Origin of the sequence: Sphaerimonospora sp. CA-214678, assembly GCF_050942215.1 — a bacterium.
Classification (GTDB): domain Bacteria; phylum Actinomycetota; class Actinomycetes; order Streptosporangiales; family Streptosporangiaceae; genus Sphaerimonospora.
The window spans coordinates 679,855-699,290 of record NZ_CP192056.1; the positions used below are offsets into that span (position 1 = coordinate 679,855).

General features: G+C 68.6%; 21 protein-coding genes, 3 tRNA genes and 1 pseudogene. 16 read left to right on the top strand and 9 right to left on the bottom strand.

Annotated features, from left to right (window positions below; genetic code table 11):
• Window positions 1-12 precede the first annotated feature (12 nt).
• From nuoK to htpX, 5 genes and pseudogenes are all read left to right on the top strand, one after another.
• Window positions 13-294 (top strand): annotated as a pseudogene (nuoK, locus tag ACQP1K_RS03175) (NADH-quinone oxidoreductase subunit NuoK); the annotation flags it as partial.
• Between the two features lie 140 nt (window positions 295-434).
• Window positions 435-2,525: an NADH-quinone oxidoreductase subunit 5 family protein gene (locus ACQP1K_RS03180; RefSeq protein ID WP_433499371.1), complete on the top strand. Its 2,091-nt coding sequence runs from the start codon at window positions 435-437 to the stop codon at window positions 2,523-2,525.
• A 157-nt stretch (window positions 2,526-2,682) separates the two neighbouring features.
• Window positions 2,683-4,353, top strand: a complete 1,671-nt coding sequence (locus ACQP1K_RS03185; RefSeq protein ID WP_433499372.1) for a complex I subunit 4 family protein — start codon at window positions 2,683-2,685, stop codon at window positions 4,351-4,353.
• Window positions 4,350-6,122 (top strand): NADH-quinone oxidoreductase subunit N, encoded by a 1,773-nt coding sequence (locus ACQP1K_RS03190; protein ID WP_433499373.1) that lies wholly within the window; start codon window positions 4,350-4,352, stop codon window positions 6,120-6,122. The genes ACQP1K_RS03185 and ACQP1K_RS03190 overlap by 4 nt, the downstream gene beginning before the upstream one ends.
• Window positions 6,123-6,160: 38 nt before the next feature.
• Window positions 6,161-7,048, top strand: coding sequence for a zinc metalloprotease HtpX (gene htpX, locus ACQP1K_RS03195; protein WP_433501469.1), 888 nt, complete (start codon window positions 6,161-6,163; stop codon window positions 7,046-7,048).
• 177 nt (window positions 7,049-7,225) lie between these two features.
• Here the strand turns inward: htpX and ACQP1K_RS03200 are convergent, their stop codons facing one another.
• The 6 genes from ACQP1K_RS03200 to ACQP1K_RS03225 all read right to left on the bottom strand — a co-directional run bounded on the left by ACQP1K_RS03200 (window position 7,226) and on the right by ACQP1K_RS03225 (window position 11,436).
• Window positions 7,226-7,966 carry an amino acid ABC transporter ATP-binding protein gene (locus tag ACQP1K_RS03200; protein WP_433499374.1) on the bottom strand — a complete coding sequence of 247 codons (741 nt, stop codon included), beginning with the start codon at window positions 7,964-7,966 and terminating at the stop codon, window positions 7,226-7,228.
• Window positions 7,967-8,791, bottom strand: a complete 825-nt coding sequence (locus ACQP1K_RS03205) for an amino acid ABC transporter permease (RefSeq protein ID WP_433499375.1) — start codon at window positions 8,789-8,791, stop codon at window positions 7,967-7,969.
• A gap of 5 nt (window positions 8,792-8,796) precedes the next feature.
• Window positions 8,797-9,651 carry a substrate-binding periplasmic protein gene (locus ACQP1K_RS03210; RefSeq protein WP_433499376.1) on the bottom strand — a complete coding sequence of 285 codons (855 nt, stop codon included), beginning with the start codon at window positions 9,649-9,651 and terminating at the stop codon, window positions 8,797-8,799.
• Window positions 9,652-9,809: 158 nt separating this feature from the next.
• On the bottom strand, window positions 9,810-10,298 hold the full coding sequence (locus ACQP1K_RS03215) for a MarR family winged helix-turn-helix transcriptional regulator (protein ID WP_433499377.1): 489 nt from the start codon (window positions 10,296-10,298) through the stop codon (window positions 9,810-9,812).
• A gap of 114 nt (window positions 10,299-10,412) precedes the next feature.
• Window positions 10,413-10,904 carry a YajQ family cyclic di-GMP-binding protein gene (locus ACQP1K_RS03220; protein ID WP_433499378.1) on the bottom strand — a complete coding sequence of 164 codons (492 nt, stop codon included), beginning with the start codon at window positions 10,902-10,904 and terminating at the stop codon, window positions 10,413-10,415.
• Between the two features lie 34 nt (window positions 10,905-10,938).
• A complete protein-coding gene (locus ACQP1K_RS03225) occupies window positions 10,939-11,436 on the bottom strand; it encodes a GNAT family N-acetyltransferase (protein ID WP_433499379.1) in 498 nt (165 codons plus the stop codon).
• Window positions 11,437-11,577: 141 nt separating this feature from the next.
• Between ACQP1K_RS03225 and ACQP1K_RS03230 the strand changes: the two genes are divergently transcribed.
• Together ACQP1K_RS03230 and ACQP1K_RS03235 are read left to right on the top strand one after the other, a co-directional pair.
• Window positions 11,578-11,662: transfer RNA gene (locus ACQP1K_RS03230), tRNA-Tyr, on the top strand.
• Between the two features lie 303 nt (window positions 11,663-11,965).
• The gene (locus tag ACQP1K_RS03235) at window positions 11,966-12,268 is read left to right on the top strand and encodes a cold-shock protein (RefSeq protein WP_433499380.1); all 303 of its coding nucleotides are present in this window, start codon (window positions 11,966-11,968) and stop codon (window positions 12,266-12,268) included.
• Here the strand turns inward: ACQP1K_RS03235 and ACQP1K_RS03240 are convergent.
• From ACQP1K_RS03240 to ACQP1K_RS03250, 3 genes are all read right to left on the bottom strand, one after another.
• Window positions 12,229-12,468: a hypothetical protein gene (locus ACQP1K_RS03240; RefSeq protein WP_433501470.1), complete on the bottom strand. Its 240-nt coding sequence runs from the start codon at window positions 12,466-12,468 to the stop codon at window positions 12,229-12,231. The genes ACQP1K_RS03235 and ACQP1K_RS03240 overlap by 40 nt on opposite strands.
• 218 nt (window positions 12,469-12,686) lie before the next feature.
• Window positions 12,687-13,820: a GH12 family glycosyl hydrolase domain-containing protein gene (locus ACQP1K_RS03245; protein ID WP_433499381.1), complete on the bottom strand. Its 1,134-nt coding sequence runs from the start codon at window positions 13,818-13,820 to the stop codon at window positions 12,687-12,689.
• 151 nt (window positions 13,821-13,971) lie between these two features.
• On the bottom strand, window positions 13,972-14,322 hold the full coding sequence (locus ACQP1K_RS03250) for an STAS domain-containing protein (RefSeq protein WP_433499382.1): 351 nt from the start codon (window positions 14,320-14,322) through the stop codon (window positions 13,972-13,974).
• A 592-nt stretch (window positions 14,323-14,914) separates the two neighbouring features.
• Between ACQP1K_RS03250 and ACQP1K_RS03255 the strand changes: the two genes are divergently transcribed.
• From ACQP1K_RS03255 to ACQP1K_RS03295, 9 genes are all read left to right on the top strand, one after another.
• Window positions 14,915-15,124, top strand: a complete 210-nt coding sequence (locus tag ACQP1K_RS03255) for a transposase (protein ID WP_433499383.1) — start codon at window positions 14,915-14,917, stop codon at window positions 15,122-15,124.
• Window positions 15,125-15,174: 50 nt separating this feature from the next.
• Entirely contained in the window at window positions 15,175-15,678 is a 504-nt protein-coding gene (locus ACQP1K_RS03260) for a hypothetical protein (protein ID WP_433499384.1), read from the top strand.
• 101 nt (window positions 15,679-15,779) lie between these two features.
• A tRNA-Thr gene (locus tag ACQP1K_RS03265) sits at window positions 15,780-15,852 on the top strand.
• A gap of 125 nt (window positions 15,853-15,977) precedes the next feature.
• Window positions 15,978-16,051: transfer RNA gene (locus tag ACQP1K_RS03270), tRNA-Met, on the top strand.
• 79 nt (window positions 16,052-16,130) lie between these two features.
• Entirely contained in the window at window positions 16,131-16,295 is a 165-nt protein-coding gene (rpmG, locus tag ACQP1K_RS03275; RefSeq protein ID WP_036325591.1) for a 50S ribosomal protein L33, read from the top strand.
• Window positions 16,296-16,670: 375 nt separating this feature from the next.
• Entirely contained in the window at window positions 16,671-17,120 is a 450-nt protein-coding gene (locus ACQP1K_RS03280; protein WP_433499385.1) for an FAS1-like dehydratase domain-containing protein, read from the top strand.
• The gene (locus ACQP1K_RS03285) at window positions 17,117-17,566 is read left to right on the top strand and encodes a MaoC family dehydratase (protein WP_433499386.1); all 450 of its coding nucleotides are present in this window, start codon (window positions 17,117-17,119) and stop codon (window positions 17,564-17,566) included. The genes ACQP1K_RS03280 and ACQP1K_RS03285 overlap by 4 nt, the downstream gene beginning before the upstream one ends.
• Before the next feature lie 53 nt (window positions 17,567-17,619).
• Window positions 17,620-18,132 carry a hypothetical protein gene (locus ACQP1K_RS03290; protein WP_433499387.1) on the top strand — a complete coding sequence of 171 codons (513 nt, stop codon included), beginning with the start codon at window positions 17,620-17,622 and terminating at the stop codon, window positions 18,130-18,132.
• A 103-nt stretch (window positions 18,133-18,235) separates the two neighbouring features.
• The gene (locus ACQP1K_RS03295; protein ID WP_433499388.1) at window positions 18,236-19,300 is read left to right on the top strand and encodes a UDP-N-acetylmuramate dehydrogenase; all 1,065 of its coding nucleotides are present in this window, start codon (window positions 18,236-18,238) and stop codon (window positions 19,298-19,300) included.
• Window positions 19,301-19,436: the final 136 nt, after the last annotated feature.

The following is a 19,436-nucleotide window of genomic DNA, read 5'->3' on the forward strand; positions in this document are numbered from 1 at the left end:
TGGTGAGCCGGGGTGCACATCGTCTATCCGGTCGTCGTGTCCGCGCTGCTGTTCTCGATCGGTGTGTACGGTGTGCTGGCCCGGCGCAACGCCATCCTCGTGCTGATGTCGGTCGAGCTCATGCTCAACGCGGTCAACCTCAACCTGGTCGCGTTCGACGTATGGCTGCGTGACCGGCTGCACTCAGGGCAGGTGCTCACGCTGTTCGTCATCGTGATCGCCGCCGCCGAGGTGGGCCTGGGGCTGGCGATCGTGCTGGCCGTGTTCCGCACCAGACGGACGATCGACGTGGACCGCCTGCGCGCCCTGTCGGAGAACGCCGCCGGTCCCGACGACGAGAGCGACGACGAGAGCGACGACGGGGACAGGGGCGGGGACGGGGACGGAGGCGGGAGCAGGGGCACGGCGGTGAGCGGCGGCGGGGAGGCGGCGATGTGATCACGATCGTGGCCCTGATCATCCTGCTGCCGTTCGCCGCGGCCGTCGCCGGCCTGCTGGGCACCAGGGCCGGGACCGGACGGCGCGGCGGCGGGAGCCGTACGGAACCTCCCGACGCGGCAGCGGGCCGCAGGGCGGCGTGGTTCGCGATCACGGCGTCGGCGGCCTCGGCCGTGCTCACTTCGTGGCTCGCGCTCCGGCTGGCCCTCGACCTGCCCGGAGGCGTGGCCTCCTGGCCGGGAGGAGGCGGGTTCTGGGATTCCTTCCTGCCGGGCCGGGTGGAGGGCGCGCTGACGCTCATCGAGACGGGATCGCTCCCGATCTCCGTGTCACTGCGCGGTGACGGATTGTCAGTGCTGACCGGCATCCTTGTGGTCATGGTGGCGTCGGCCGTGCAGGTCTACTCGGTGGGGTACATGCGGGGTGAACCCCGCTACCCGTCGTACAGCGCGTTCATCGGCCTTTTCACCAGTGCCATGCTGCTCGTGGTCTACGCGGGCGACCTGATCGTCCTCTACGTCGGCTGGGAGATCATGGGCATCTGCTCCTACCTGCTCATCGGGCACTGGTGGGAGGACCGGGCCAACTCGCGGGCCGCCGTCAAGGCGTTCCTGGTCACCAGGCTCGGCGATGTCGGATTCCTGTTCGGGATCTTCACGCTGGGCATGGCGGCGGGAAGCTTCCGGATCGATGACGTGCTGCGGGCCGACATCCCCACCGGCACACTGATCGTCGCGACGCTGCTGCTGCTCATGGGGGTCGCGGGCAAGAGCGCCCAGGTGCCGCTGCAGACCTGGCTGCCGGACGCGATGGCCGGCCCGGCTCCGATCAGCGCGCTGATCCACGCCGCCACCATGGTCGCGGCGGGCGTCTTCGTCGTGGCCCGGCTCTATCCGCTGTTCCTGGGGGCACGGCCCACGCTCGACGCACTGGCCGTGATCGCCGCGATCGGCATGCTCGGGGCGGCCCTCGCCGCGCTGGCACAGGACGACCTCAAACGGGTGCTCGCCCACTCCACGATCAGCCAGCTCGCCTACATGGCCGGGGCGCTCGCGGCCGGTGTGCGCGGCACCATCGGTCTGACCGGCTCGGGCGGCCCGAACGGCCCTGACGTTCCGTACGGCCCGGGCCTTGCGAAGGGCGACGTCGTCCCCGGCGGCATCGGCCCCGCGGGCGTCCGCGGCTTGGGCGAGGTCGGCGGCGACCAGGCGGCGATCTTCCATCTGCTGTCGCACGGCGCGTTCAAGGCGCTGCTGTTCCTGTGCGCCGGCGTGGTGATCCATCACGCGGGGTCGAACCTGATGAGCCGCATGGGCGGCCTGCGCGCGGCGCTTCCCGTCACGTTCTGGACGATGACGATCGGGTTCGCCGCGCTGGCGGGGCTTCCTCCGTCCAGTGGCTTCTTCGGCAAGAACGCGGTGATCTCGGTCATCGAGGGCTCGGACGGCGTCATTCAGCCGTTCCTGTACGGCTCGGCGCTGCTGACCGTCGGTGTCACCGGCGCCTATGCCGCCCGCGCCTGGCTGCGCACCTTCTTCGGGCCGGCCCGGTCGCGGGGAGAGCCGCCTCCGGGCACCGCCGTCCACGTGTTCGGCGGCCGGGAGGCGCCGAGGTCGATGCTCTGGCCGATCGGAGTGCTGACCGTGCCCACCCTGCTGCTCGGCGTCGCCTGGCCGTGGTTCGCGGGGCGGGGCGTCATCGACTCGGGAGCCGGCGGGGCATCGGCGGCGGTCGACCTCGTCGTGGCGCTGCTGGGCGCCGGGATCGTCTACGCGCTGTGGCGCGGCGACCCCGTCAGGGATCCGGCGAGGCTGCTCGGGCCGTTCCGAGCGCCGTGCGAGCGGGCGTTCTACGCCGACGCGGTGTACGCGGCGATGGTCGCTCGCCCGGTCCTGCGGCTGGCCAGGGGGGTCGTGCGCACCGACGAGCGGGTGATCGACGGTGCGGTCCGCTGGTCGGGCCGGGCCGCGATCGGCCTGTCCGGCGTGGTCCGGCTGGTCCAGAACGGCAATGCGCAGCTCTACGTCACCGGTCTGGTGGCCGGGCTGCTGCTGATCGCGGTGACGGCGGCGGTGGTGCTGGCATGACCCGAACGTCGGATCTCCGTGCCGTCGCGTTCCCCGCCGGAGCCCGTGCGGTCCGGGCCGATCCGGGTCGGGCCGGCGCGGCGTGCGGCGACATTCCGGGAACGGGCGATGGCCGGGGTCTTCCGGGAGGCGTGATCAGGGGGACGGGGGAGGTCGCATGGGCCGGCTGCTGATCGTCCTCGTGGCCGTGCCCCTGCTGGGGGCCGCCGCCCTGACCATGCCCGCTTTCCGGACTCGTGGCAGGGCCGTCGCGTTCGGGACCGCCGTCTCCGGGCTGGTCCTCGCCCTCGCCCTGGCGGTCGCGGCGGCGTTCGCCCTGCCGTACGGACACGTCGGTTCCACGGGGGGCGGCCCTGGCGCAGGGATGCGGCTCCAGACCGACCTGTCCTGGATTCCCGGTCTCGGCCTGCGGTTCCATCTCGGCGTGGACGGGATCTCGCTGCCGCTCGTCGTGCTGACCGCGTTGCTCACGTTCCTGTGCTTCGTCCACCTGACCCGCCATCCCCCGGAGGGCGGACGGCCGAGGGCGCTGGTCTGCACGCTGCTCGTGCTCGAAGTCGGCATGATCGGCACGTTCCTCGCCCTCGATCTGCTGCTGTTCTTCGTGTTCTTCGAGGTCGTGCTGGTCCCCATGTACTTCGTGATCGCCGTCTGGGGCGGCACGGGACGGCGGGCGGCGGCGGTGAAGTTCATCCTCTACACGCTGCTCGGCTCGGTCGTGCTGCTGATCGGCCTGCTCGTGATCTGGGCACAGGCGGGCACACTCGACATGGTGGCCCTGGCCGGACGCCACGGTGCCGGAATGCCCCGTTCGGCGCAGATCCTGGCGTTCCTCGCCATCGGGGCGGGGCTCGCGGTCAAGACGCCCATGTGGCCGCTGCACGCATGGCTGCCCGACGCGCACACCGAGGCCCCCACCGTCGGCTCGGTGCTGCTGGCCGGTGTGCTGCTGAAGATGGGATCGTACGGCTTCGCCCGCGTCGCCGTCCCGATGCTTCCTGAGGGTGCGGCGGCACTCGCCCCCTGGCTGGGCGCGCTGGCGGTGGTCGGCATCGTCTACGGCTCGCTGGCCTGCCTCGCCCAGCGGGACATCAAGCGTATGATCGCGTACTCGTCCGTCGGCCACATGGGCTTCGTGCTGCTCGGGTTCGCGACGCTGACCCCGGTCGGCATGAACGCGGCCCTGTTCGGCAACGTCGCGCACGGGCTGATCACGGGTCTGCTGTTCTTCCTCGTCGGCGCGGTCAAGGAGCGGTACGGCACGGCCGACATGGCCCGGCTCGGCGGCGGGATGCTCGGCCGGATGCCGCACTTGGGGTCGCTGCTGACGTTCGGGTGCATCGCCTCACTCGGACTGCCCGGCCTCGCCGGGTTCTGGGGTGAGATGCTCGCGCTCCTGGGGGCGTTCCGGCCGGCCGCCGGGCTGCCCAGGCCGCTGTTCCTGGTGTTCATGGCCGTCGGGGGAGCCGGAGCGGTGCTGACGGCCGCCTATTTCCTCCGCCTGCTGTCCCGGGTCACCCACGGGGTCCATCGGGCGGTTCCGGGTGAACCGGAAGCGGCCGCGGGGCGCGGCGTGGCGGCATATCGTGCCGTGCCGCAGGGCATCCCGGCGAGAACCGCCGGGCGAGCCGGGGAAATCGGGAGCTTTGGAGGAACCGGGCAGGTCGGCGGAACCGGGGGAGCGGTGGACGTCACGGCGCGCGAGTGGGCGGCCTGGATGCCGCTGGTCGTGCTGATCGTGCTGCTCGGGCTGTGGCCCAAGACGCTCCTCGCCGTCACCACACCCGCCGTTCAGGCGGTCTTCGGCCCGGTGATGGTGGTGCCATGAGCAGCGTCCTCGACGGCGGAGCGCCTCCGGTGATCCAGTCGATCGACTACGCCGCCATCGCGGCGCCGCTGATCCTCGTGATCGCGGCCGGTCTGGTGCTGCTTCTCGACGCCTTCCTGCCACACCGGCCGGGCACGGGGCGGGCGCTCGGGCTGGTCGCGCTCGGCGGCGTCCTGGCCGCCCTCGCCGTCGTGGTGGTCCAGACGATCGCACGTACGCATTCGCCGGACGGGGCGCGGCGCACGTTCTGTGTGCCGTCGTCGCTGAGTGCGGCGGGAGACGCAGGCTCGTGCTCGTTCGCGGCCGACCGGTTCGCACTGGTCTTCGCCGGGCTGGTGCTCGCCGCCGGGGTGGTGATCGTGCTGCTGTCGATGACCGAGTTGGCCGGCGGACGGATTCCGGTCGGGGAGTGGCATCTCCTGCTTCTCGCCGCGCTCACCGGCGCGGTCCTGCTGCCCGCCTCCCGTGATCTGATCATGCTGGTGGTCTCGCTCGAGTTGGTGTCGCTGCCGGTCTTCGCGCTGATCGGGCTGCGGCGCTACGACGGTCGTGCCGCGGAGGCCGCCCTGAAGCTGTTCCTGGTGTCCGTGGTCTCCACCGCGATCATGCTGTTCGGTGTGTCGTTGCTGTACGGAATGACAGGCTCGGTGCATCTCGATCGCCTGGCGCGGGCATATGAAGCCGGGCCCGCCATCGGGGCCGGTGCCGTGGCCGCCGGGCCCGAGTCGGCCGTCACCGCGGTGGCGATCGTGCTGGTGGTGGCCGGCTTCGCCTTCAAGATCGCGGCGGTGCCGTTCCACACCTGGGCAGGGGACGTGTACCAGGGGTCGCCGGTTCCGGTGGCGGCACTGCTGTCGGTCGTCTCGAAGGCGGCGGGGTTCGCCGGGCTCATTCTCGTCCTCACGACCGCGCTGCCAAGCCGGGCCGGGGTGTGGACCCCGATCGTCGCGGTCGTCGCCGCCCTGACCATGACCGCCGGGAACGTCCTCGCCATCCGGCAGCGCCATGCCGTACGGCTGCTCGCCTGGTCGTCCGTCGCCCAGTCCGGATACATCCTCGCGCCGCTGGCCGCGGCCGCCTCCATGAGAGCCGGGACATCCGGTGCCGGATCGTCCGGAGCCGCACCACCCGGGACCGTGCCGCCCCGAGCCGCTCTGCCTGGAACCGTGCTGCCTGGAACCGTGCTGCCTGGGAACGGAACGTCGGGCGGGGATGTGATCGGCGGGGCGGTGGCCGCGTCCATCGCCTATCTGGTGTTCTACGCGGCGATGAACCTGACCGCCTTCGCGATAGTCATGATCGTTTCGCGGCGTCGTGTGCGCAACGAGATCGACGACTATCGGGGGCTGGTCCACCGGAACCCGGCGGCGGGTCTGGCGCTCGCGTTCTCGCTCGTCTGCCTGGCCGGGCTGCCGCCCGGGCTCGCCGGTCTCTTCGCGAAGATCGTGGTGTTCCGGGAGGTCGTCGGTGCCGGCCTCGGCTGGCTCGCCCTCGTGATGGCGGTCAACACGGTGATCGGCCTCTACTACTACATCGCCTGGACGGCCCGGCTCTTCACCCCGGAAACCATGGGCGAGAGCCGTACCGTCTCCGCCGTCCCGGCCGGTGCCGGCGCCCCGGCGGTCACCGGAGCTCCCGGAGTTCCCGGATGCCGTGAGCCCGGTTCCGGCGTCCCGGTCATCCCCGCGGTCGTCGCGGCCGGGGCCGCGATGCTCGTCACCGTCGTCTTCTCGCTCGCCCCACAGGTGGTGCTGTCCGCGGTGGGTTGAGCGCGCCTCCGCGCACCGTGGGAACGTTCGCCCAGGCCATGCTCGTTGACAGGGCGGAACGCATCACGTCGGAAGGAGGAGGCGTGCAGCGTCTGCGCACCGCGGTCCTTCTGGGGATTTTGTCGGCATTGATGCTGGTGGTGGGGGCCTGGCTTGGAGGTGGCACAGGAATACAAATCGCCCTGGTGGTCGCACTCGCGACCAACGGCGTCGCCTATTTCTTCTCCGACCGGATCGCGCTTTCCGCCATGCGGGCGCGACCCGTCTCCGAGGTGGAGCAGCCGGTGCTCTATCGGATCGTCCGGGAACTGTCCTATGACGCCCGCCAGCCGATGCCGAGGCTCTACCTGTCGCCCACGATGCAGCCCAACGCGTTCGCGACCGGACGCAACCCACGCAACGCGGCGGTGTGCGTCACGCACGGCATGCTCGGCATCCTGAACGAGCGCGAGCTCAGGGGGGTCATCGGACACGAGCTGTCGCACGTCTACAACCGGGACATCCTGATCTCGTCGATCGCCGGCGCGCTGGCCACAATGATCACCTCCTTCGGCTACCTTGGGATCTTCTTCGGCTCCGACGACGACGAGGGGCCGGGTTTCCTGGGCACGCTGCTCGTGATGATCCTCGGTCCCGTGGCAGCGGCCCTGATCCAAATGGCCATCTCCCGGTCCCGTGAGTTCGCCGCGGACGAGTCAGGCGCCCGGCTGACCGGCGACCCGCTCGCGCTCGCCTCCGCGCTGCGCAAGATCGAGCTGAGCGTCCGTCGGCTGCCGCTGCCGGAGAACCCGCGACTCGCCTCGGCCGGCCACATGATGATCGCCAATCCGTTCCGGGGCGCCGGGCTCGGGCGGATGTTCTCGACCCACCCTTCGACGGCCGAGCGGGTCGCCCGCCTCGAACGAATGGCAGGCTACCGCCGCTGAGCGGTCTCCCCGGTCGGCGGACGCGGCCGAGGGGGCACGTCAGGAGTGGGCCGCTGACGCGCCCCGCACATCATCGCACCCGTACGGCTTGCCTGATCGATGCGACCTGGTCCGCCGGGAGTCGTCCGGATCGTAGGCATCGTTCCATGCATGAGCCGGCATCACGTCGCCGGCGACTCAGTCTCCCGGGTGGAGGACGCGACGCAGGAACTCGCGGGTCCGCTCGTGCTGAGGGTCGCCGATGACCTGCGCGGGCGGGCCGTCCTCGACGATCACGCCCTGGTCCATGAACACCACGCGGTCGGCGACCTCACGGGCGAACGCCATTTCGTGGGTGACGACCAGCATGGTCATGCCGTCCTCGGCGAGCTTGCGCATGACCCCGAGCACGTCGCCGACGAGCTCGGGGTCGAGCGCCGAGGTCGGCTCGTCGAAGAGCATCAGGGACGGGTTCATGGCCAGGGCCCGGGCGATCGCCACCCGCTGCTGCTGACCGCCGGACAACTGGGCCGGATAGGCGTCGGCCTTCTCCAGCAGGCCCACCTTCTCCAGGTTCTCCCTGGCGACCCGCTCGGCCTCGGCGCGCCTGCGCTTCAGCACCCGCTCCTGCGCGATCGTGATGTTGCGCAGCACGGTGAGGTGCGGGAACAGGTTGAACTGCTGGAACACCATGCCGAGCCGCCGCCGTGCGGCGTCGATGTTCACGTCGGGGTCGGTCAGCTCGATCCCCTCGACGACCACTTTGCCGGAGGTCGGCTGTTCGAGGAGGTTGACGCAGCGCAGGAGCGTCGACTTGCCCGACCCGGACGGTCCGATGACGCAGACCACCTGACCGCTCTCGACGGTGAAGTCGATGCCCTTGAGCACCTCCAGATCGCCGAACGACTTGTGCAGGTCCTTGATCTCGACCGTGCTCATCTATCTGCCCGCCCCCTGACGCGCCTCCAGCCGCCTGGCGACGTAGCCCAGCGGGATAGTGATCAGCAGGTAGGTCACGCCGGCCACGAAGATCGGGGTGGGGCTGGCGTATGTGGAGGCCTGGTCGTTGCCGAACTTGGCGAGCTCCACCTGGCTCGCCGTGACTCCGAGGAACAGCACCAGCGAGCTGTCCTTGAACAGCAGCACCAGTTCGTTGGTGAGCGGCGGGATCACGATCCGGACGGCCTGCGGAATGATGATCGAGATCATCGCCCGCATGTACGGCATGCCGAGCGAGCGTGCCGCCTCCATCTGCCCCTTCGGGACGGCCTGCAGACCCGCCCGGAACGTCTCGGCCATGTAGGCGGCCGAGACGAGACCGAGGCCGAGCGCCGCCTGGCCGTACACGTCTCCGGGGACCTCGAACCCCGGGAAGGCGATCGGCAGGTTGATGATCATAAGGAAGATGACCAGGGCCGGCAGACCGCGGAAGATCTCAACGTAACCGGCCGCGATCCACCGGTACGGCGCGACCGACGACAGCCGCATCAGTGCCAGCAGCAACCCGAGCACGAAGCCGAGGATGTATCCGCAGATCGTGTAGATCACGGTGTTCTTCAACGCCACCGTGAACAGGTCGGGCAGACCCTTGCCCGCGACGTCGCCGTTGAGGAAGTTCTGGCGGATCGACCCCCAGTCGGCCACCAGAACGAGGGCGATCACCATGATGATCAGTACGGCGTACTGCGCGCCCCGCCCGATCTGCTGCCTTTTGCGCGGGCTGAGCCCTCCCCTGGCGGGGAGGGGCGCCTGCTGCTCACTCACGGAATTCACGACGAGGTGGGGGGCTCGGTGCCGAACCACTTCTTGTAGATCTCGTTGTACGTTCCGTCGGCCTTGGCGGCCTCGATGACCTCGTCGACGACCTTGACGAGCTCGGTGTTGCCCTTCTTCATGCCGATGCCGTACTGCTCACCGGTGTCGAGGCTGGCGACCATCTCGAACTTCTCCCCGATGTCCGACTTCTTCAGCCAGGTCAGCACGACGGGGAGGTCCTGAATGATCACATCGACGCGTCCGGCCTGCAGGCCGTTCAACTCCTTGGGCGAGTCGGCGAACTCGACCGGGTCGAAGCCGTTGTCCTTGGCGTACATGAGGCCGGTCGTGGACGCCTGGGCGCCCAGCTTGAGGCCCTTGGCCTTGACGTCGTCGAGCGAGGTGACCCCGCTGCCCTTCTTCGCCATCAACGCCTGGGTGGAGTCGAAGTAGGGCACGGAGAAGTCGATGTTCTGCTTGCGCTCGTCGGTGATGGTCATGCCGGCAGCGGCGACGTCGCACTTGCCGGCGTTCATCGCCGCACCGCTCTTGATCGCGGCGAAGTCGATGTCGACGATGGCCTGCTCAACGCCCAGCTTCTTGGCGACGAGGTCCACGATGTCCACGTCGAACCCGACGACCTTGCCGTTCTCGTCGTTGAACTGGAACGGCTCATAGGGGACGTTCGTGCAGGTCGTGAGCTTGCCGGAGCTGACCAGTTGGACACCCGCCGCCGCCGAAGGAGCGGCCGATCCCGTCGCGTCGGTGGTCGAGGTGGACTCTCCGCCACAGGAGGAGATCAGGAGGGCCGTCGCCAGCGCGAACGCGCCGATTCCCGCCGTTTTCCGATGAGTGGACCAGGGAGCCACGCGGCCTCCTCAGTTTTTGGTGCGAGCCGTACTGCGTAGTAGGCGCAGTGTAGAGGACCTGAGATGACAGCTTGGCTCCTGGTTGGGGAGGAAGTGGTAACACACGCCTAACGGGGCTTGCCTGTTGTCTTTTTACCGGCCTGTTCTTTACGTGGCCGTCAGACCCGCCGGGTCGCCGTCGTCATCGTTTCCGTGAGGGCGTTGAACCGCCGAAGCATCCTGGCGAGCAGCCGTACGTCCTCCTCCGGCCAGGCGGCGAGCAGCATGTGAAGCCGCTGCCGGCGGGCGCCCCGGGCACGTCCGAGCCGCTGCCGGCCCTCCTCGGTGAGGACCAGCAGATGGGCACGCCGGTCGAGCGGGTCGGGTTTCCGGTCGACCAGACCCAGCTCATCGAGCATCTTCACCTGGCGGCTGATCGTCGCCTTGCCGACGCCGAGGTAGGCCGCGAGATCGCTGGGCCGTACGGGTGCCGCCCGGTCGATGCGGACGAGCAGTCCGTACGCCCCGGGCTCCAACTCGGGGTGCGTCCTGTGCCCCATGTGAGCGGAGAGCGCGTGCGCGCGCCGGAAGAGGACGCCCAACTCGTGCTCGACCTCGAAGAACGCCGCGTGCTCCTCGGCCCCCGCCGCGTCCGGTGGCTCCGGCATCCCGTCGCCTCCTCCCGTCGTCTCCGATCGACACCCCCAACGTAGCCGGAGTGATCGAATCCGGGGTAGAGAAAAGGCCCTGACCCAGAGGTCAGGGCCTCGGCGACCGGAGCGTCAGCGGTAGTTGGTGAACTGGAGGGCGATGTCGAGGTCCTTGCCCTTGAGCAGGGCGATCACCTCCTGGAGATCGTCCTTCTTCTTGGAGCTGACCCTGAGCTCCTCGCCCTGGATCTGAGCCTTCACGCCCCGGGGCCCCTCGTCCCGGATGATCTTTGAGATCTTCTTGGCGTTGTCCTGGTCGATGCCCTCCTTGAGGGCGACCATCAGGCGGTACTCCTTGCCGGAGAGCTTCGGCTCACCCGCGTCAAGGGTCTTGAGCGACAGCCCGCGCCTGATGATCTTCTCCTTGAAGACGTCGAGTACGGCGTTCGCCCGCTCCTCGCTGTTCGCCTTGATCTCAATATCCTTCTGCCCGGACCAGGAGATGCTCGCGCCGGTGCCCCTGAAGTCGAAGCGGTGCCCAACCTCCTTGACCGTCTGATTCAGAGCGTTGTCGACCTCCTGCCGGTCGATCTTGCTGACCACGTCGAAACTGCTGTCGGCCATCGGTGTCAGTGTCCTCTCTCCGTTGCCTCTGACATTAGTGGTCTTCGTATGGTGAGAGGTCTTTGCGCATCACAACACGGGGCGCCTGCCCGATCCCGATCGCCCGCTCGTGCTCGACCAGCGCCGCCGGCTCGGGCCCCCACCGCTCCGGAGGCGGTACGGCGAAGCCGCGGCCGGCGTACCAGGGCGCGTTCCACGGCACATCCCGGAAGGTCGTCAGTGTCACGGCCGGCGCGAGAACGGCCGCGGCATCGCACACGGCGTCGAGCAGCAGGGTTCCGATGCCCTGACGGCCATGATCCGGATGTACGGCGAGCTGGTCGAGGTGCACGCAGTCGTCGACCCGACCGAGCATGGCGAACCCCACCGGAGGCCGTCCGGCGACGATGACCCGCCCGGCATCGTCGCATTCCTCGATCATCGTCGTCCCGGGCGGAAAGACGATGCCGATGTCGGCGAACATCGTGTCCGCAGCGCGCTCAAGATCCGCCAGTCCTGCGAGGTCCTCGTCCCGCGCCCATCTGATCACCATGCCACTATGACCTGCGGTACGCGGTCACGTGGGCCGATGTGGGCTCACCGGTCGCCCGAGTCGCATCCAGGGACAATGCGTGTCACGTGCACCCTGGAAGTCCGCTATTCTTCTACCTGTCGCCGCGCGAGCGGATGACGAGGCAGGTTGCCCGAGCGGCCAAAGGGAGCGGTCTGTAAAACCGTCGGCTCAGCCTACCCAGGTTCGAACCCTGGACCTGCCACCAGCGAAGCAGCAGCTCAGAGGCCCTCCGGGGCCTCTTCTGCTTTCCGGGCTTATGCAGCCGTAGGCCACCCTGAGTCGCTGTCTGTCGCCGGTCCACCGATATGCGTGGAATCAGGTCACAAGAGCCATCGTGCGAGCGGTACCAGACGCACTCGCTGCCAGTCGGCACGACGTGAGGTAGGTGATCCGTGCGTATACGCGAACTGGAATTGCCTGATCATGATCGATAGATCTCGAATAGGCGGGTTCCCACCGCTCCCCTTGGGCCACGGTTTCCCGGGTGAGCGGGTGAGATCATGGACTTATGACGCGCGGGATGGTCGTCTCCTGGTACGACGAGGAGGGCTGGGGAGTCCTGAGGTCGCCTGACCTTCCATCCGACGTCTTCGCCCATTTCTCCACGATCGCCCAGCTCGGGCAGGGCTATCGGTCGCTGTCTCCCGGCCGGCGTGTGCGCTTCACCTGGGAGGCCCGGCCACAGGACGGATACGAGTTCAGCGCGGTCGAGGTCTTCATCGAGGGCGAGGCTCCGTCCTGGGGCCGGGAGTCCGAGAACTCCGGCCGGAGCTATTCGAGCAGTCTGCACATCGAATTCGATGACGATTGATTCCGGCGGGAGCAGCGCGCGGCCTTGCCCGAATCCGCCCCGAGGATGGCACGCAGCAGCGTCACCACGCACAGATCGACGCGGTTGGCCCCGGTGTTGGTGCCGCTGTAGTCGTTGGAGCTGAATGCGCTTGATCTACCGCCGGCAATCGCGTCGGTCCTGGTCGGCCACGGTATCCACCATCGAGAGCGTGGCGAGATCGTGGGTGACCGTCACGACGGCCAGCCCGTTCCGCCTGGGCAGGTCGGCCGGCGGGTCCTCCGGTGAGGAGAAGCGTAAGGACCGGCCTCGGTGGTGATCGAGGCCGGCCCTTCGGGATTACGACGTCTTCGGGGCCGTCGGACGGTGCTCGACGGCGCTCGTCAGACGAGGTTCATCGGGCGGTGCTCATCGGGCGGTGCTCGTCAGGCCGGGGTCATCAGGCGGTGGAGCAGGGCGTGCCGTTGAGCGTGAAGCCGGTCGGGTTGCCGTTCGATCCGCTCCAGCTGCCCTGGAAGCCGAACGACGTGTTGCCGCCCGGCGGGATCGAACCGTTGTACGACAGGTTCCGTGCGGTCACGGAGGACCCGCTCTGCGTGACGTCGGCGTTCCAGGCGGAGGTCACCTTCTGACCGTTGGGGAAGTTGAAGCCGAGGGTCCAGCCGTTGATGGTGCCCGATCCGGTGTTGTTGACCGTGATGTTGGCCGTGAAGCCGTCCTGCCACTCGTTCTTGCTGTAGGCGACCTGGCAGGCGCCGGTGCCGCCGGTCGCTGTGGGCGTCGGGGTCGGGGTCGGGTCCGGCGGCGGCACGGTTCCGCCCACGCTGTAGGAGAAGTTGTTCACGGCCAGCCCGGTGCCGCCGACCCAGGGCTCGAACCCGGCCTGCACGCTGGTCAGGTACCACGACCGCTGGGCGTAACCCCGGTTCACCATGTCGTCGAAGAAGGTCCGTACGGCGAAGTTGATGGAGTTGACCGGGGAGGTCCGGACGTAGGAGATGACGTTCCAGCCGGAGTTGCCGTACCAGACGTCCCACGTGCCGCCGGCGAGGTTGACCGTGCCGACCTTCGAGCCGACGGGCTGGATCGAGCCGGTGTGGTTCAGCCAGACCATGAGCTCGGCGCCGGTGTTCTGGCCGTCTCTGCGCGCGGTCGGGTCGAACCAGATGTCGTAGGCCGCGTCATAGACGCCCGAGCCCGAGTACGTCATGCTGACGCTCGTCTGCACGCTGTTGAACCGGCTGTCGGTCACCGCCATCGGCAGGCCGCTGCCGCTGGAGCAGTTGGCGTAGTGGCAACCGGCGTAAACCGCGGGGTAGGAGCCGGGGGCGCCGTTCTGCGCCTTGTTGTGCGACGCCTGCGTCACCTGGAATCCGGTGCTCGTGACGTTGATGCACTGCTGGGTGTCATCACCCCAGTTGTTGTTCATGACGACGTACTTGCCGCCCTGGATTGTGGTCGAGCCGTACTTTTCGCAGATCGTCGTGTCGGCCCGTGCCGCCTGGCCGATCACGAGCGACGCCGCGACCGAGCCGAGCATTGCCAGGCTCGCCGTGATCACTCGCATCTTCATGCTCGGGACGATAAGCAGGGCATGACTTCCGGCGACACAGGACGAGTTAGTAAAGGGTCAAAACTAATCGGCAGCCAGCGACAACGCTGTGACAGGGAGTGAAAATTACATGTCTTCCGATTTATCCGATTTGCTGATTGATGGGTGGGCGTCAGTGGGCAGAGGCATCGGCCAGCACGTCGGCGACCGAGTCGAACACGGGGAACAGCCGGGTGAGGTTGGTCCAGCGCAGGATGCGCAGAACCTGTCCGCGCGGCCCGATGAGCGCGAGGTCGCCCTGCTTCTCACGCAGGTTGTGCATGAGCCGCACGAGCAGCCCCACGCCGGTGGTGTCGATGAAATAGAGCTCGCTCACGTCGAGGGCGAGCCAGGGACCGCGGGCCGTGACCAGTTCGAGCAGCGGCTCGCGGAGCTCGCCCGCCGCATGCAGATCCAGCTCCCCGCGCAGCCCCATCACCGCCCAGCGGGTGTGATCAGGTGTGTTTACCGTCCACGTCTCCACGGTGGTTCCTTTCGTTCTCCTTGCCGTGGACGCGTCGAACGCGCTGTCATCGTCGAACAGGGCACCGACGACGTAGGTGGTGCCCGGTAAAGCATGCCCTGCGGTACGCGGAGATTTCCACTCGGGACCGCGGTCACGACGGGCAGCATTTGTCAAGCACTCTCGGCCGCGCGCCATCGTCGCTGCGACAAGCGCGGGACAAGCTCTGTCTTACTGAGAGTAACGCCTTTCCCTCGCAGCGTCGATTCTGGAAGGTAAAGGCCCTCGCCGAACTCACCCGTGAACTACTCAAAAAGGCTAATGTCGGGATTTGCGGGATTTATCTTGTCTGTCCAAAGATGGGGCGTCATGGTGATGATTGTGCTCGGGCCGGCCCGTGGCTTCCACGCCCCTCGATCACGAACTGACCGGGCGGCCGGCATCGGGTACGAGAACCGTGACCGCTTCCCGTACTCCTGGGGTGGGGGGCACGCGCTGACGGACCCGCCCGTCTGCCACCGCTACGGGGGACTGACGAGCGTTCGGCGGAGACACCGCTAAGACCTGTGTCATTGCCGGATAAGGGTGGGAAAACACGATAGCTTGTTCTGCCGTGAGCAGCCGATGGGTGGGACCCGACGGGTATGAGATCGTGCCGGCGCGTGTAGGCGGCCGGCAGGTCCTGCGCGTCCGCCGCCACGGCAGGCTCGTCGCCGACTGCCTGTCCGTCGAGGAGGTCGCACGCCACGTCGACCTCGCCGACCTGTGCGAGCTGTTCTCGTTTCCGGGACGGGACGCAGACGTGCGGACCGCCGCCCGATAGCCGGAGCATCCCTTCCAGCGTCTGGGCACCAGACTCGCGAGGGGGACTCCATGCATCCGATCGACGCGCCCTTGGCGCACCCGCCCGTGCGGGATCCGCATCGTGTCCTTCCCGCGGACATCCGTCTCGGCGTGGTCCTCGTGAGCGCGGCCCTTCTCGGTGCCGCCGCCTGCGGTTCGACCGGTTCTGAAGGCCCGGACGCCGTCCCCGAAACCCCGGTCTACGTGCTGAATCTCCATGACGCCGAGCAGGGCAGGGCCGATCGGCGGCCGACGGACCTGGTGGTCTCCGAGTTCACCGCGTTGAACGGGGTGACCTGGCACAGCTGGGGTCCCACAAGGGCCGCCGGGAAGGGCAGGCTCAGCGGGTCGTGGTGCCTGCCCGGGTGCGCCGACACGCCGTACGACGCGACGGTGACGCTCAGCGGCGTGGTGCCGGTGCGCGGCAAGGGCTATTTCACCCGATATGAAATCACCGCAGACGTGCCAGCTGACCTGCGGAAACAGGCGGACCTCACGGGTGTCATCCCCACGCCGGAAAGCCCGGTCGGCTGATGCCGGCGGCGGCCGTACGACGAGCCTGAGATCGAATTCGCGTCGTCGGTCGTCGGCGTGTACAGTTACACCTGTCCGCCAGCCGAGAGCGCAGGCGGCCTGCCCCTATAGCTCAGTCGGCAGAGCGTCTCCATGGTAAGGAGAAGGTCAACGGTTCGATTCCGTTTGGGGGCTCTGGCTGAAGAGTCCTGTCCGGGCGTTCTCGGATGGGGCTTTCGGCTTGGCGGGGTCCGGTCCATGTACGCGAATGAACGTGCTGGTCAGGTATCCTTGCGTGGCCGGTTCAGTTCGCCGGTCCAGGCGGAGTAGCTCAGTCAGGCAGAGCAAGCGGCTCATAATCGCTGTGTCGCCGGTTCAAGTCCGGCCTCCGCTACTACCCTCGCCGGTTTCGCGCACGATGCGGCTCCGGCTCGGGTTGTCCAGTAGTCCCAGACGCAGAAAGGCACTCCCACGTGGCTGCCACAGACGTTAGGCCGAAGATCACGCTGGCCTGCCAGGAGTGCAAGCACCGCAACTACATCACGCGGAAGAACCGGCGCAACGACCCGGATCGGCTTGAGCTGAAGAAGTACTGCCCGAACTGCAAGACGCACCGGGCGCACCGCGAGACGCGATAGCGTCGACGGCTCCGGCCCAGTCAGACCGACGTGACCGGCGTTCCCGTACGGGACGCCGGTTTTCGTGTCCGCATCCGACCGGCTCGGCATCCCTCGGACGCGCATCCGTCCGGCTCGGCACCCCTTCGGACGCGCGCCCGTCCGGCTCGGCGGCCGTCCGGCTTCCGTGTGCCGTTTCGGCGAGCGGCGAGCCCCGGCTGTCCCGCCGGGGTCGCACGGCAGGTGCCGGCTTGCCCGCACGCCTCATGGTCCAGGCGGGTTCCGCCCGATCCGGCGGGCGTCGGCCGGTGAGTCCTTGCGCGGGATGGATGCGGATCGGCTGCTACCGTCGCCTCGACAGCTCTTCGGGGTGAAGCGTGAAGGAGCACGGGCCTGATGGCGTTGAACCGTGAGTTCGTCGGGCGGGCGTACAAGGCGTCCTCCCCCTACGAGGTATCCCGGGTGAAGATCGCGGAGTTCGCCGCCGCGATCGGTGACCAGAATCCGATTTATCACCATAAGGACGCCGCCGTCGCGGCCGGTCACCCTGATGTGGTCGCACCGCCGACCTTCCCCATCGTGTTCACCATGTCGGAGGCGGGTGAGGCGTTCGGCGATCCGGAGCTCGGGCTCGACTTCACCATGGTCGTACATGGTGAGCAGCGGTTCGAGTACGAACGCCCCGTCTACGCGGGGGACGAGCTGCACTGCACCACCACGATCACCGAGATCCGCAGCGTGGGCCGCAACGAGTTCCTGACCCTGTGCAGCGAGGTCACCACGGGCGGGGGCGATCTGGTCTGCCGGGCCTACAACATCATCGTCGAGCGAGGGGGAGCGGCATGACCGCGACGGCAAGGCCCGGGACGGCGAAGGTCAGGTACGACGAGGTTGAGGTCGGCCAGGAGATCCCGGCCGCCGACTACCCGGTGCGCCGGGTGGACCTCGTGCGGTACGCGGGTGCCTCCGGCGACTTCAACCCCATCCACTGGAACGAGCGCCAGGCCAAGGCGGTCGGGCTGCCCGACGTCATCGCCCACGGCATGTACACCATGGCCCAGGGCGGGCGTTTCATCACCGACTGGGCGGGCGATCCGGGCGCTGTGGTGGACTACGGAGTCCGTTTCTCGTCGATGGTCGTGGTCCCGGACGACGACGAGGGCGCCACCATCACGGTCAGCGGCCGGATCGAGGAGAAGCTTGACGACAACCGGGTGATCGTGGTCCTCACCGCGAGATCGGGCGGCTCCCGGGTCATGTCCAAGGCCCGCGCCGTCGTACAACTCGCCTGACTCATCCCATATGCCCCCGATTGGGTGGGGTGATGGTGGGTAGCGGTCGGGACGTGAGCGAGCGAAACAGCACCCCTGACCGGCCAGAACGCGATCGATCTGAACCTGGTCGGCCTGAACACGGCCGGCCCGGACGGGAGGACGCGGGGACGCGCATCGACGACCCGGTCGTCTCGCAGCGGGAGAGCGCGGACGTCGCCGGTGTCGCCGAGCAGGAGCAGGTGCCCGGCCGGGCCGGTGACGCTGCCGGCGGAGCGATGCCGCGGCCCCGGGCCGAGGCCGCCCGCGCGGCCGCGGACGAGGTCGGCCCGGGGGAGATCACGGAGAGCAAGCGTGACATCGCCCCCGGCGGCACGATCGAGACCGCGCTGACGCCGTCAGGGACGGAGTCGATGGTCGCCTCGCAACTCCTCTGGGATGGCAGTTCGGCCACGTCGAGGATCGACAGATCGATAGCGGAGGCGGTAGCGGACTCGGACGTGGACCCCGCAACGGATCCGGACGAGAGCACGGGCGGGGGCACGGGCGGGGGTACGGCCTCCGACGCGGGATCCGGCTCGGGCTGAGGTTCCGTACGGCTCCCGGGAAGGATGCCAATATCCTGGTCACGCGGGTCCGGCCGGTGCGGCCGGTGCCAGAGAACCCGATGTGGAGCCGCTGAGAGGACGCATGGCCGACCGGTTGGCAGAGGTACGGCTCGCGCCGTACACGACGTTGCGATTGGGCGGTCCCGCCCGAGCCTTCGTGGAGGCCCGTTCCCCGGAAGAGATCGTCGGCGTCGTGGCCGGGGCCGACCGCGACGGCGAGGCCGTGCTGGTTCTCGGCGGCGGCAGCAATCTCGTCGTCTCCGATGACGGATTCGACGGCCTCGCCGTACACGTGTCCAGCGAGGGGATCGACGTCGCCGGGGACGGAGCGGACGGCGAGCGGGTCGTGATCACCGCGCAGGCGGGGGAGGACTGGGACGCCCTGGTCGCCCGATGCGTCGACGAGGGCTGGTCGGGGATCGAGTGCCTCTCGGGGATCCCGGGCCGGGTGGGCTCCACGCCGATACAGAATGTCGGCGCGTACGGCCAGGAGGTCGCTCAGACGATCATCGGAGTCCGCGTCTACGACCGGACGACCGGGCGGACACGTGACCTGACGCCCGCCGAGTGCGGCTTCGCCTACCGGCACAGCGCGTTCAAGGACGACCCGGGACGGCACGTCGTACTGGCGGTCACCTATGCCCTGAACAGGTCAGAGCTGTCGGGGCCGATCGCGTACAAGGAACTGGCGGAACGGCTCGGCGTGCGGCCGGGCGACCGGGTGCCGCTGGCGCAGGCCCGCGCCGCCGTGCTCGACCTGCGCCGGGGCAAGGGCATGGTGCTCGATCCCGCCGATCCGGACACCCGCAGCGCCGGATCGTTCTTCACCAACCCCGTCCTCACCGCGGAGCGGGCCGCCGACCTCGCTTCGCGCGCCCCCGGCCATCCCCGATGGGAGATGCCGGACGGCTCGGGCTCGGTCAAGGTGCCGGCCGCCTGGCTGATCGAGAACGCGGGGTACCCCAAGGGGTACGAAAAGGGCGCGGTGCGCATCTCGACCAAGCACACGCTGGCCCTCACCAACCCCACGGCCACGGCGTCCACCCGCGACCTGCTGGCTCTGGCCAGGGAGGTCCGTGACGGCGTGCACGAGAAGTTCGGCGTGGTGCTCGTGAACGAACCCGTGCTGGTGGGGGTCTCCCTCTGAGGGACCGAGCACCTGACCAGGCCCTGACCAGGCCGGAATCAGGCCAGGGTAAGACCCGATAAGCAATCATGAGGGTGTCTTAGGAGTCCTGTGGCACAGGACGGGCCGATGCACGGCGATAGATAGGGCATCCGCC